The organism is Variovorax sp. GW531-E2 (assembly GCF_059423125.1).
Window position 1 is genome coordinate 58,284 of the sequence record NZ_JBWKXQ010000018.1, and the last position, 12,449, is coordinate 70,732.

Here is a 12,449-nt window from a genome sequence, read left to right on the forward strand (position 1 = left end):
GGCTCTCCCTGGTGTCTACGCGGGGCGTTCTGAAAATTCATACTGGAAGTCGTCGCCCGCCGCGCCCAGCTGCACGCCGGCGAGCTTGCGCGCACTGACGGTGGCGCCGATGACTTCCTCGCTCAGCCGGGGCAGGATGGTGTGCGTGAGGATCGCGTCGATCATCCGGCCACCCGACTCTATGGCCGTGCAGCGGCGTGCGACAAGCGCGACGGCGCTGTCGTTGTAAGCCAATGCAATGCCGTGGTTGGCCTGCAGCCGCGCCGCGATGCGGTCCAGCTGCAGGCGAATGATCCGGTGCAGCGCATCGGCCTGCAGCGGGTAGTAAGGCACGACCACCAGGCGCCCGAGCAGCGCGGGCGCGAACACCTTCAGCAGCGGCTCGCGCAGCGCGGCGGCCAGCGGCTCGGGGTCGGGGCGCAACGTCGGGTCTTCGCACAGCTGCATGACGAGGTCGGTGCCGACGTTCGACGTCATGATGATCACGGTGTTGCGAAAGTCGATGTGCCGGCCTTCGCCGTCTTCCATCCAGCCCTTGTCGAAGACCTGGAAGAAGATCTCGTGCACGTCGGGGTGCGCCTTCTCGATCTCGTCGAGCAGCACCACGCTGTAGGGCCGCCGGCGCACGGCCTCGGTGAGCACGCCGCCTTCGCCGTAGCCCACATAGCCGGGCGGCGCGCCCTTGAGCGTGGAGACGGTGTGCGATTCCTGGAACTCGCTCATGTTGATGGTGACGAGGTTCTGCTCGCCGCCGTACAGCGCCTCCGAGAGCGCAAGCGCGGTCTCGGTCTTGCCCACGCCCGAAGGACCGCACAGCAGGAACACGCCGACGGGCTTGTTCGGGTTGTCCAGCCGCGCACGCGCGGTGCGGATGCGCCGCGAAATGGTCTCCAGCGCATCGGGCTGCGCGACCACGCGGGCCGACAAAATCTCGCCCAGGCGCAGCACCGACTGCGCGTCGTCGCGCACCATGCGGCCGATGGGAATGCCGGTCCAGTCGGCCACCACGGTGGCGACGGCCTGTGCATCGACGGCCGCGAGGATGAGCGGTGTCTCGCCCTGCAGCTGCACGAGCTGGTCTTGCGCTTCGTCGAGTTCGGCGCGGATGGCTTCGGGTGTTCTTTCAGGCTCGGCAGGCGGCTCTTCTTCGCGGTCATCTTCCGCTTCAGATTGCACCGGCACCGCCGCAGGCGACAGCAGCTTGCGCAGCGCGACGATGCGCTCGACCAGCGCCGCCTCTTCCACGCGCCGCTGCTCCAGCAGTTCGAGTTCAGCCTGCGCGGCAGCCACCTGCACCGCGATGTCTTCCACGCGCTGGTGCTCGCCGACCCCGATCGCCGCCTCGCGCCCCGCAATGCCCGACTCGATGCCCAGCACCTCGATGCGCCGCTTCAGATCTTCGAGCGCCGCCGGCAGCGCATGCTGGCTCAGCGCCACGCGCGCACACGCGGTGTCGAGCAGGCTCACGGCCTTGTCGGGCAGCTGGCGCGCGGGAATGTAGCGGTGCGACAGGCTCACGGCCGCTTCGAGCGCGGCGTCGAGGATGAGCACGCCGTGGTGTTTTTCCAGCTCGGCCGAGATGCCGCGCAGCATGACCACGGCCTTGGGCTCGGTGGGCTCGTGCACCTGGATGGTCTGGAAGCGCCGCGTGAGCGCCGGGTCTTTCTCGATGTACTTCTTGTACTCCGACCACGTCGTGGCACCGATGGTGCGCAGCCGGCCGCGCGCGAGCGCGGGCTTGAGCAGGTTGGCCGCATCGCCGGTGCCGGCGGTGCCGCCCGCACCGACCAGCGTGTGCACTTCGTCGACGAACAGCACGATGGGCTTGGGGCTTTTCTCGACCTCGTCGATCACCTGCCGCAAGCGCTGTTCGAACTCGCCCTTCACGCCCGCGCCGGCCTGCAGCAGCGTGGGGTCGAGCACCCACAGCGACACGTCCTTCAGCGAAGGCGGCACGTCGCCCGCAGCCAGGCGCGAGGCCAGGCCTTCGACCACGGCCGTCTTGCCGACGCCGGCCTCGCCGGTGAGCAGCGGGTTGTTCTGGCGGCGGCGCATGAGGATGTCGACGATCTGGCGGATCTCGTCGTCGCGGCCGTACACCGGGTCGAGTTCGCCCGCGCGCGCCTTGGCCGTGAGGTCGCTCGCGTACTTGGCCAAGGCCGAGCCGCCGGCGGCGGGGGCATCGCCCTGGTGCTGCGCCACCGGTGCGCCACCGCCCGCCTCCGACGCGGCGTCGTAGTCGTCTTCCGGCGAGCCTTCGGTCCACGCCGCGAGTTGCGCGACCAGCACGTCGGGCACGAGCTTGTCGAACTCGCGCGAGATGCCCGAGAGCACCTGGCGCAGGCCCGGTGTCTTCACGATGCCCGCGAGCAGGTAGGCGCCGCGGATCGACGTGGCTTCGAAGCGAAGACTTGCATAGACCCAGGCGCGCTCCACCGCATGGTCGACGTGCTCGGAGATGTCGCTGATCGACGTGGCGCCGTGCGGCAGGCGGTCGAGCGCGCGCACGAGGTCCTGTTCGACCGCGTCGAGGTTGAGCCCGGCGCGCTTGATGATGCGCAGCAGGTCGCTGTCCTGCAGCTGCAGGATCTGGTGCAGCCAGTGCACGAGCTCCACGTAGGCATTGCCGCGCAGCTTGGCGAAGGCCGTGGCGGTCTCCAATGCCTTGTAGAGCATCGGATTCAACTTGGAGAAAAGAGAAACGCGGCGGATGTCGGTCATGAAGAAGCCGGTGCGTTGCGGGAAAAGAGCGCCTCGGGCTGGAACACCATGTCGCCGGCGTCGGTGTCGGACAGGCGGGTGCCGAGCCAGCTGCCCCAGCCCAGGCGCTGGTCGCTGCTCAGCCGCATGCCGCGCGCCTCGGGCTTGCTGAGCACCAGCCGCAGCTCCCAGGCGAATTCGATGCCGACGTACTGGCGCACCCAGTCGACCACCTGCTGCAGCCGCGGGCTGCCCGGCAGGAACTCGCGGAACTGCTGCTGCGACAGCGGGCCGAGTTCGAGGCGGAACTTGCCCTGCGCGTCGCGCACCGCCAGGCCGATGGTCGCGCCGCTGCCGAGCCGGTGGTTGCGCCCGAGCTGGCCGATGCGGCTGACCTGGCGCTCGTCGATGTGCACCCAGTCGCTCACGAACTCGACCACGCGCACGGGCACGTCGAAGTACAGGCGAAGAATCTGGATGAGCCCTTCGGGGTTGCGGGTCTGGCGCACCAGGTGCCCCGCCATGTGGGTGCGCGCATGGTCGGCGATGCGGTCGCGCGCCTTCAGGCCGGGCTGCCCCATGTTCATGAGGCTGGCCACGTAGTCGACAAAGCGGTGGCCGTCGGTGCGGTCCAGGCTGTTGACCGACTGCGCGTCGGCCCAGGCGCGGTAGAACAGCAGGATCAGCCGGTGGTGGAACAGGTCGGCGAACGCGCTGAGCGTGTTGTCGGCATGGTGGCGCTTGCGCTCGCGCGCGTACTCGGTCAGGTGCAGCGGCAGCGGGCCGTTGGGGCCGAAGAGGCCGAAGCCGTAGATCGAGATGCGCGGCGCGCCGTCTTCGTCGACCTCGACGCCCGACACGTTCGACGGCGCGAAGGCCATCGAGGGCTCCTGCCCCAGCCGCAGCGGCTCGTCGCGCGGGCGCGGCGCACGGCCCAGCAGCGGATGGTCGCCCTGCGCGTCGAGCCGGCGCAGCAGCATGAACAGGTCGTGCTCGAAGGGCTGCTCGACGAGCCGGGCCCACAGCGCGGGGTCGGCCTCGGGCACGCCGCGGCGCGGTGCGGATTTCGCCTTGGTGTGGGTGGGGCTGCGCGCATCGACGGCCGCTTCTTCGCGCACCTCGGCCTCTGCCGGCAGCACCTGCAGCATGGCGTCGTCGGTGAGGCCGGTCGTGCTCATACGGTGGGGCGGCGTCCCACGCGCGGGGTCCAGCGCGCAATTTCGCCGCGCTGCAGGCTGGACAGCGCGAACTCGGTGAAGGCGTTGAGCGACACGTGCCGGCTGAAGAACTGCTCCAGCACGGCGCCGAACAGGTACGGGCTCGTGCCCGAGAACGCGACCTCGTCGATCTGCAGCGCAATCTCCACGCCGCGTCCGAACACGATCGGGCCCGGCTCGGGCAGGCGGCGGAACACCGGCGCCAGCGCCATCGAGCGCACGCCCTGGATCTGCCGGCGCACGGCCGGGTCGGCGAGGTTGCCGTACAGGTCGAGCATCTCGCGCAGCGCGGCGGCGCCCTGGGTGGCATCGACGTCGGTCAGGCTCAGGTAGTTCAGGCCCAGGTGGCTGATGAGGCGCCAGGTGAGCGCGCCCTCGGCCAGCGCCGGGTACGGCCGCGACGGCCCACGCAGGATGCGCACGCCGCGCACCGGCGCCGACACGCGCAGCGTGAAGTCCGATTCGAGCCCGGTGGGCAGCAGCAGCGGCAGGTCGCGGTTGGTGCACAGCGCGTCGATGGTGATGTGGCGCAGGCTGTGCGGGAACGGCGCGTCGTGCTGGTCGACCAGCGACACGTACACCTCGCTGCCGGTGTAGCTGGTGCGCGTGCCCTGCGCGCGTGCGCGGTCGGACACCAGGCGCGGCTCGCGGCGCAGCGAGAAGTAGGCGCCGAAGTCGCCGTCGTCGGACGCGAACGAACCGAGGAAGGGCCGGAACTCGCGCTCTTCGGAGCCGTTGGCCATGTGGCCCGTGACGCGCTCCACGGTGAAGATCTCGAAGTCGCGCGGGCGCGTGCGGTCGATCACCGCGTGGTGCTCGTGCTGGCCCGGCCCGACCGGGATGCGGTCGCTGCGGCGCGGCACGAGGTTGATGATGGGGGTGCAGAACAGCGAGAAGTGCCTGGCGTCGACCAGCCGCTCCAGGTCGGCGTCGGCGCGGTCGAGCAGGATCACGATCTCCATCGTGGTGCCGCCGATGGCCGAGGCCGCCGCGCGCAGGTGCTTCACGCTGAAGAACAGGTAGCGCTCGGGAAAGGCGAAGTACTCGTGCAGCAGGCGATAGCCCTGGAACGAGCGCGCGTCGTAGGGCAGCAGCGACTGCTCGGGGTCGAAGCCCTCGTGGCGGATCGCCTCGTCGCCCAGCGGCACGATGCGCGCCGTGCTGCCGGGGCCGGCACGGCACACGGTGGCCACGCTGTGGTGGGCCACCAGTTCGAGCACGCGCAGCGCATGCAGCTCGGCGCCCGAGAGAAAGAACTCGAGCCGATCCAGCGGCATCTCGGCAAAGCGCGCGCCGCCCACGGCCTCGAGCTTGATCGTGATCGCGCTCTTGGCCTGGCGCGCCGCCATCGGCAGCGCATGCGCGATCTCGGCCGGCACCGGGCCCAGGCTCGCCTCGGCAATCTTGATGGGCCACAGCGTGACGGCGTGGCCCGTGCGAAACTCGCAGGCCGTCTGCTCGCCCTTGATCATGCGGCCACGCAACAGCGTGTGGCGCGGCAGCTCGTAGCCCGCCTTCAGCGAGCCTTCGTTGAGGTTGCCGTCGATCTGCACCACGGCCATGGCGGGCAGCGGCGCGAGGAAGTTGGGGTACACCACCTCGAGCAGACGCTGCGAGAAGCGCGGAAACTCCGCGTCCATCTTGAGCTGGATGCGCGCCGTGAGAAAGCTGAAGCCTTCGAGCAGGCGCTCCACGTACGGGTCGCTGACCTCGATGCCGCGCATGCCCAGGCGACCCGCGATCTTGGGGTAGCGCTGCGCGAACTCGGCCCCGAGCTCGTGCATGTAGGTGAGTTCGCGGTTGTAGTAGTCGAGGAGCTTGGCGTCCATCACAGCCCTCCTGTCGGCCGCAGCACCATGTGCCCGCTTTCAAGGTCCAGCTCCGAACGCAGGATGAATTCGATCGGGTACGGCACCGACCACAGCGTGCCGCGGATCTCCAGCGCGAGCAGGTTGTGGTGCTCCAGGTCGGTCGCATCGGTCACGCAGCGCACGTCGATGCTGTCCTTCATGATGCGTGGCTCGAAGTCGATGATGGCCGCGCGGATGGCCGCTTCGACGTCGGCGAAGTCGACCTCCGACATGCGCCCGCCGGCCCAGCCGCGCACGCCGTAGTTCACCACCGAGCCGCGGGCGCGCGGCATGCCGTTGATGCGGTGGTCGGCGCCGAAGTTGGTGGTGTTGAGCAGCCACTGCAGGTCGCGCAGCACCGAGTCGCGCAGCAGCTTGCCGCTCATGAGGAAGGCGCCCGCGCGCTCCTGGCCGTTCTGCGGCGCCTTGTCGGTGAGGCGGTCGAGCAGCACGGGCTGCAGGCGGTCGCGCGCGACGCTTTCCTGGGCGTCGCCGTCGATGTCGGTGGTGACGGCGGGGGTCACGGGACCGCGCCTTCCGTCGCTGCGGCGAACTCGATGCGCCGCAGGTCGAGCAGCGAATGGTCACCGGCCTCGCTGATCAGCGTGCGCTGGCCGATGCCCGCGAATTGGTCGTCGCCCGCGAGCGGCTGCCAGTCGGTGCGGCGGCCCAGCGCGGTCTCGTCGTCGAGGCTGTCGAGCGCGCCCGGGTAGCGCACGGGCACGAGGCCGTTGAGGCCGCGGCCGTCGTGCAGCTCGATCTCGGCCGGCGCCCACAGCAGGTCGACCAGATGCTGCGGGCGCGAGAACTTGATGCGGCGCACCGCCGGCAGCGGCAGCCACGCATAGCCCGAGGGCGTGAACAGTTCGAGCACGGCGCCGATGCGCGCGTCGCCGTCGCACAGCCAGGCGAAGTCGCTGTGCGCCGCGGGCTCACCGTCGAGCGCCTGCACGGCCCGCGCGTCGGAGCGGTCGACGGTGGTCAGCGTGCCCTGCAGCGCGGGCGCCGCGTCACGCGCGGCCTCGCGCAGTGCCGCAGCCTCGTCGGCACGTTCGGCGGGCAACACGGCGGCGCCGAGCAGTTGCTCGACCCAGTCGGCATTGCCCGAGACGATGGCCGGCGTGCGTCCGCCGCCGGCCCAGAAGTCGGTGCGCTCGCGTTCGCCCCGCAGGGCCATCGCGCAGGTGACGCTGGCGGGCGTGAACGTGGGGTCGAGCTTGGTCGCGAGCTTGAGCTGGTCTTCGGCCCGCTGCCATTCGCCGCGCAGCGCGAGGAAGTGGCACAGGGCAAGGCGCAGGCCGGCATTCTGGGGACTGGCGCGGATCTGCCGCTGTACCCATTCGGTGTGCTCGGCCACGGAGCGCTCGCCCAGCACTGCAAACCCATCGCCCATGAAACTTCCCCGTTGACTGGCTGAAAGGTGAAAGGCGGCGCGCCGCGAAGGGGCGCCGCAGGAGACAGACAAACGGCTGTGGACCGCCGGCGGGGGCGGCATGGCCCCGAAGGCCACGGCCCCGCCGCGCAACAAGGAAATCAGGCTTCCTTGTTTTCCTTGATGTTCCAGCCCAGCACCGTCTCGGCGCCCTTGCCGCCCTTGTCGGTCTGTTCCCAGTACTGCTGTTTCACCTTCGCGGCCTGGAAGGCGTACTGCACGAGCACCGCATCGCCGCCCTGCTCGGCCGTGTACTGCACCGAGGTGACGAGCACTTCTTCGAGCGTGACGCGCGTGTATTCGATCTGCGAGCCGCCGGCCTTGCACACGGCCACTTCGACCTTGCTCAGGTGCTTGCCGCTCGCGCAGTTCTTCAGCACGGAAGGCGCCGCCTTGTCGATGCGCGCGAGCACCTGCAGGTCGTTGAAGCTGGCCTTGCCCACGCCGCCGCCACCGCCGCTGACCATGTTGCCAGGCTGCGTCGCTCCCCATGCAAACGACTTGATGTCGGTCCAGTCCTTGTGGTTGGAGTCCTTGGACTCACCGTTTGCACCCTCGACGCGCATGAACATGTCTACTGCCATGATTGACCCCCAAAAGTTATCGATGAATTGCCCGGTAGCGGGACAGTGGAATTAGCTGCTGTCCTTCTTGTTGGACGGCAGCTTCGAAACCAGCCGCAACGACACCGTCAGCCCCTCGAGCTGGTAGTGCGGCCGGAGAAAAAACTTGGCGGCGTAGTAGCCGGGGTTGTCCTCGATGGCTTCCACCTGGACCTCGGCCGCCGCCAGCGGCTTCATCGCCTTCGTGTCCTGCGACGAGGTGCCGGGGCTGCCGTCGACGTAGTTCATGATCCAGTCGTTGAGCCAGCGCTCCATGTCCTCGCGCTCGCGGAACGAACCGATCTTGTCGCGCACGATGCACTTCAGGTAGTGCGCGAAGCGGCAGCACGCGAACAGGTACGGCAGGCGCGCCGCCAGGTTGGCGTTGGCCGTGGCATCGGCGTCGTAGTACTCGGCCGGCTGCTGCAAAGACTGCGCGCCGATGAAGGCCGCGAAGTCGGAGTTCTTGCGGTGCACCAGCGGCATGAAGCCGTTCTTGGCGAGCTCGGCCTCGCGCCGGTCGCTGATGGCGATCTCGGTCGGGCACTTCATGTCCACGCCGCCGTCGTCGGTGGGAAAGGTGTGGGTGGGCAGGTTCTCGACCGCGCCGCCCGACTCCACGCCGCGGATCGACGTGCACCAGCCGAACTGCTTGAACGAGCGGTTGATGTTCACGCCCATCGCATAGGCCGAGTTGGCCCAGGTGTAGCGCGTGTGCAGCGCCGAGTCGGTTTCTTCCTCGAACTCGAACTCGTCGACCGGGTTGGTGCGCGCACCGTAGGGCAGGCGCGCCAGGAAGCGCGGCATGGCCAGGCCGATGTAGCGCGCGTCTTCCGAATCGCGCAGCGAGCGCCACGCGGTGTGCTCGGTGTTCTGGAAGATCTTGGTGAGGTCGCGCGGGTTCGACAGCTCCTGCCACGAGTCCATCTGCATCACGGTGGGCGAGGCGCCGGCGATGAAGGGGCAGTGCGCGGCAGCGGCGATCTTGGCCATCTCGCCGAGCATCTCGACGTCGGGCGGGCTGTGGTCGAAGTGGAAGTCGCCGATCAGCGCACCGAAGGGCTCGCCGCCGAACTGGCCGTACTCCGCTTCGTAGATCTTCTTGAACATCGGGCTCTGGTCCCAGCCGATGCCCTTGTGGCGCTTGAGCGAGCGCGCCACTTCGCGCTTCGACGCGCACATGACGCGGATCTTCAGCTGCTCGTCGGTCTCGGTGTTGTTCACGAGGTAGTGCAGGCCGCGCCATGCACCTTCGAGCTGCTGGAAGTCTTCGTGGTGCAGGATCTGGTTGATCTGCTCCGACAGCTTGCGGTCGATCTCCGTGATGATGGCCTGCACGCTGCGGTAGGCGTCGTTCGAGATGGTGACGGTGTTCTCGAGCGCCTGCACGGCCAACGTCTTGACGGCGTTCTCCACCGCCTCGCGCGCCTGCTCGGTCTTGGGCTTGAACTCGCGCTGCAGGAGGTCGGAGAACTCGTTGGGCTCGAGCGCTTCGACGGTGGCGGTGCGGGCGCGTGCGCCTTGCTGGGATGCGGTGCTCATGGTGCGGTCCTGTCGTCGGCTTGCTTGGCTGCTGCGGCATCGGCGGCCGCCTGCGCGACCGCGGGGTTGGGCGCGGACGCCAGCGACTTGAGCAGCGCCGGGTTCTGCAGCGCCTGCGCGATGAGTTGCTCGGCGCCGTTCTTGCCGTCCATGTACGAGAGCAGGTTCGACAGCTCGGTGCGCGCCTCGAGCAGCTGCTGCAGCGCGTCGACCTGGCGCGCGATGCGCGCGGGCGAGAAGTCGTCCATGCTGTCGAAGGTGATGTCCACGTTCATCTGGCCTTCGCCGGTGAGCGTGTTGGGCACCTGGAACGCGACGCGCGGCTTGATGGACTTCATGCGCTCGTCGAAGTTGTCGATGTCCACCGCCATGAACTCGCGCTCCGCGAGGTCGGGCATGGGGTCGGTCTGCTTGCCCGCGAGGTCGGCGATGACGCCCATCACGAAGGGCAGCTGGATCTTGCGTTCGCTGCCGTAGATCTCGACGTCGTACTCGATCTGCACGCGCGGCGCCCGGTTGCGCGCGATGAACTTCTGACCACTGTTCCTGACACGGTTGTCTGCCATAAGCGTCCTCTTGAAACTGAATGCATGGGTCGTACCGGTCGACCGGTGCCGGCGCGTTGTTCCTGCTCGCCGGCAGCAACGGCCGCTAGGGCAATGCGGCGTCGCCGTTCAACGGGCGGCCGGCAAGGCTTTCTATCTTTTGCAATCCCTCGGGCACGAGCTCTTCGATGATCTGGAAGAAGTTGAGGTCCATCAGCCGCTGGGCCCTGCGGATCAGCATGGGCGCCGGATGGCTCGGTTCCGTTCGTTCCAGGAACTCGCATGCTTTTTCCAACAACACTTGCACATCTTCACGAGCCGATATTTCAATCTCTTGAATACGCAGCGGACGCACTGCAGCCTGCGTGGCCGCTGCAACGTGCGCTGCGGGTGCGTGCACCTGCGCCGCACCGCTTGTGTCTTCTGCACGGCCCACTGCCGACGCCTGCGGCACCTCGTTGTGCGGCTGCTCCGGCAGCAACTGGCCCACGGTGCGCAGCGACCGTTCGAGCCTTGAAAAATCAGGCGCCCAACTCTGGCCCAGCGCGCGCTCGCAGGTCTCGCGGATGCGCTGCAGCAGTGCCAAAGCCTCACGCAGGGCCACGACCGGCGCCGCGGCCTTGTCGTGTGCGCGGCGTGCGGCCTCGCGCAGGCGGCCGACGCCGCCGGGGTAGTCCACCTGGTCGCTCTTGCTCGAATCGAGCAGCGCCTCGACCTGCCGCAGGCTCATCGCCGTGCCACCGTCTTCGAGCAGCCGCGCATCGCGCACGCTGCGTCCGAGCCCTTCGGCTTCGGCCAGTGCGGCCAGCGCATTCATGCGCGGCAGCGGGTCTTCGTTCGTGCCATCGACGACGCGCGGATGCACGTCGTTCCAGAAAGCCTGCAGCACCGCGTCGACCTGCCGCAGCCCGTCGACATAGCCCGGCAGGCCGCGGCTTTCGGTCCATGCGAGCGTGAGCGGCACCAGCACGCGCAGGTCGCGCGTGCGCACGCACAGCTGTCGTGCGATGCGGTCTACGCGCGCCCAGTCGGGCGGCTCGGCGGGAATGATGGTGTCGCCGAACTGCTGCTCGCGCTTGCCCGTGGCCGCCTGTTGGAGCGCCATGAAATCGGCGTCGTATTCCAGATCTTCACCACAGGGAAGCGGGCCCTCGACGGGCGTCTGCAACAGATCGATCTCATTCGGCAGCAACCACGACTCCCTTGATTTATCCACTCGCGATGGTAGTCATCTTGAGGGTAAGAAGAGGCATGGTCAACCGCAACAGAATGCAAAGTGCAGCCTCTGAATTCCAAAGGAGTACATCTGCTTTTAAAGTGCAGAAGTACGGGCTACAGCAGCCGACGCGACGCGAGGTTGCGCATCAACGCACCGAGGCCGAAAGACCACCGCGGCGCCTGGTCTGCATGCACGACGCGGTTGTTCAACGCACCCAATTCAGGGGCCGCGATGCGCACATGGTCGCCCACGACATGCGTGAATCCTTGCCCCGGTCCGTGACGGTCTTGTGTCGGCGCGAACATCGTGCCCAGAAACAACATGAAACCGTCTGGGTAGGCGTGGTGGCGGTTGAGTGTCTGCGCCACGAGGTCGAGCGGATCGCGGCTGATCTTCGACAGCGAGCTCGAACCTTCGAGCGTGAAGCCCTCGGGGCCCGTCACGTTCAACGCGACCGTGATGCGTCGCACGTCGGCGATGCCGAAGTGCGCATCGAACAGACGGATGAACGGGCCGATGGCGCACGAGGCGTTGTTGTCCTTGGCCTTGCCCAGCAGCAGTGCGCTGCGGCCTTCGAAGTCGCGCAGGTTGACGTCGTTGCCGAGCGCGGCGCCGAGCGTCTCGCCGCGGCTGTTCACCGCGAGCACGACTTCGGGCTCGGGGTTGTTCCAGGCCGAGTCCGCGTGGATGCCCACGTCGGCGCCGGTGCCCACGGCCGCGAGCACCGGGGCCTTGGTGAAGACCTCGGCGTCGGGGCCGATGCCGACCTCGAGGTACTGCGACCACATGCCTTGCGCGATGAGCACGTCCTTCACCTTCATGGCTTCGGGCGAGCCCGGCACGATGTCGGCGAGGTTGTCGCCCAGCACATCGCCGATGGCCGCGCGCGTGGCCTCGGCGCGCGAGGCATCGCCGCGTGCCTGCTCTTCGATCACGCGTTCGAGCAGGCTCGCGACGAAGGTCACGCCGCTGGCCTTCACGACCTGCAGGTCGCAGGGGGCGAGCAGCCAGGCCTGATTGCTGTCGCGCGTGCTTTCGTCGCTGTTGGCGAGCACGGCATCGAGCGCGGCGATGCGCGGTGCGGTGCCCGCTTGCAATGCCGCGCGCACGGCCTCGGCCGGCGAGCCCTGGCCTTCGAGCAGGTCGCTCATGGTGGGCGCGAGCGTCGACAGGTCGTGCAGGCCGTCGCCCTGCACGGCCACCAGCACCGGGCCCACGCCGGGTTGCCAGAGACGGCCGACAAGGGTGGCGCGCTCGGCGTCGCGGGGCAGGCTGGAAGCGGTCGAAAGGTCCAAAGGCATGGTGGGGTGTCTCCGTGAATAAGGTCTGCGCGCCATCGTAG

At 68.4% G+C, this 12,449-nt stretch carries 10 protein-coding genes; all 10 read right to left on the reverse strand.

Features of this window, described 5'->3' with window-relative positions; all coding sequences use genetic code 11:
* Window positions 1-15 precede the first annotated feature (15 nt).
* Complete coding sequence (gene tssH / locus AC07XP_RS13350; protein ID WP_495264937.1) at window positions 16-2,721, reverse strand: type VI secretion system ATPase TssH; 2,706 nt, start codon at window positions 2,719-2,721, stop codon at window positions 16-18.
* Window positions 2,718-3,878, reverse strand: a complete 1,161-nt coding sequence (tssG, locus tag AC07XP_RS13355; protein ID WP_495264938.1) for a type VI secretion system baseplate subunit TssG — start codon at window positions 3,876-3,878, stop codon at window positions 2,718-2,720. The genes tssH and tssG overlap by 4 nt, the downstream gene beginning before the upstream one ends.
* Complete coding sequence (gene tssF, locus AC07XP_RS13360; RefSeq protein ID WP_159273457.1) at window positions 3,875-5,746, reverse strand: type VI secretion system baseplate subunit TssF; 1,872 nt, start codon at window positions 5,744-5,746, stop codon at window positions 3,875-3,877. Before tssF ends, tssG begins: the two co-directional genes overlap by 4 nt.
* Window positions 5,746-6,291 carry a type VI secretion system baseplate subunit TssE gene (gene tssE, locus AC07XP_RS13365; RefSeq protein ID WP_062473960.1) on the reverse strand — a complete coding sequence of 182 codons (546 nt, stop codon included), beginning with the start codon at window positions 6,289-6,291 and terminating at the stop codon, window positions 5,746-5,748. The genes tssF and tssE overlap by 1 nt, the downstream gene beginning before the upstream one ends.
* Window positions 6,288-7,160, reverse strand: coding sequence for a type VI secretion system accessory protein TagJ (locus AC07XP_RS13370; protein ID WP_495264939.1), 873 nt, complete (start codon window positions 7,158-7,160; stop codon window positions 6,288-6,290). Before AC07XP_RS13370 ends, tssE begins: the two co-directional genes overlap by 4 nt.
* A 140-nt stretch (window positions 7,161-7,300) precedes the next feature.
* Window positions 7,301-7,783 carry an Hcp family type VI secretion system effector gene (locus AC07XP_RS13375; protein ID WP_062473964.1) on the reverse strand — a complete coding sequence of 161 codons (483 nt, stop codon included), beginning with the start codon at window positions 7,781-7,783 and terminating at the stop codon, window positions 7,301-7,303.
* A gap of 51 nt (window positions 7,784-7,834) precedes the next feature.
* Window positions 7,835-9,343, reverse strand: a complete 1,509-nt coding sequence (gene tssC / locus AC07XP_RS13380) for a type VI secretion system contractile sheath large subunit (RefSeq protein WP_056583649.1) — start codon at window positions 9,341-9,343, stop codon at window positions 7,835-7,837.
* Entirely contained in the window at window positions 9,340-9,909 is a 570-nt protein-coding gene (gene tssB, locus AC07XP_RS13385; protein WP_062473966.1) for a type VI secretion system contractile sheath small subunit, read from the reverse strand. The genes tssC and tssB overlap by 4 nt, the downstream gene beginning before the upstream one ends.
* A gap of 85 nt (window positions 9,910-9,994) precedes the next feature.
* Window positions 9,995-11,080, reverse strand: a complete 1,086-nt coding sequence (gene tssA / locus AC07XP_RS13390; RefSeq protein ID WP_495264940.1) for a type VI secretion system protein TssA — start codon at window positions 11,078-11,080, stop codon at window positions 9,995-9,997.
* Between the two features lie 140 nt (window positions 11,081-11,220).
* Window positions 11,221-12,408 (reverse strand): fumarylacetoacetate hydrolase family protein, encoded by a 1,188-nt coding sequence (locus tag AC07XP_RS13395; RefSeq protein WP_495264941.1) that lies wholly within the window; start codon window positions 12,406-12,408, stop codon window positions 11,221-11,223.
* Between the last annotated feature and the right edge of the window lie 41 nt (window positions 12,409-12,449).

Excerpts from the sequence above, each read along its gene's own strand:
- tssG (WP_495264938.1), bottom strand. The coding sequence starts at position 3,878 with ATGAGCACGACCGGCCTCACCGACGACGCCATGCTGCAGGTGCTGCCG.
- AC07XP_RS13370 (WP_495264939.1), bottom strand. The coding sequence starts at position 7,160 with ATGGGCGATGGGTTTGCAGTGCTGGGCGAGCGCTCCGTGGCCGAGCAC.
- tssF (WP_159273457.1), bottom strand. The coding sequence starts at position 5,746 with ATGGACGCCAAGCTCCTCGACTACTACAACCGCGAACTCACCTACATG.
- AC07XP_RS13375 (WP_062473964.1), bottom strand. The coding sequence starts at position 7,783 with ATGGCAGTAGACATGTTCATGCGCGTCGAGGGTGCAAACGGTGAGTCC.
- tssB (WP_062473966.1), bottom strand. The coding sequence starts at position 9,909 with ATGGCAGACAACCGTGTCAGGAACAGTGGTCAGAAGTTCATCGCGCGC.
- AC07XP_RS13395 (WP_495264941.1), bottom strand. The coding sequence starts at position 12,408 with ATGCCTTTGGACCTTTCGACCGCTTCCAGCCTGCCCCGCGACGCCGAG.
- tssH (WP_495264937.1), bottom strand. The coding sequence starts at position 2,721 with ATGACCGACATCCGCCGCGTTTCTCTTTTCTCCAAGTTGAATCCGATG.
- tssC (WP_056583649.1), bottom strand. The coding sequence starts at position 9,343 with ATGAGCACCGCATCCCAGCAAGGCGCACGCGCCCGCACCGCCACCGTC.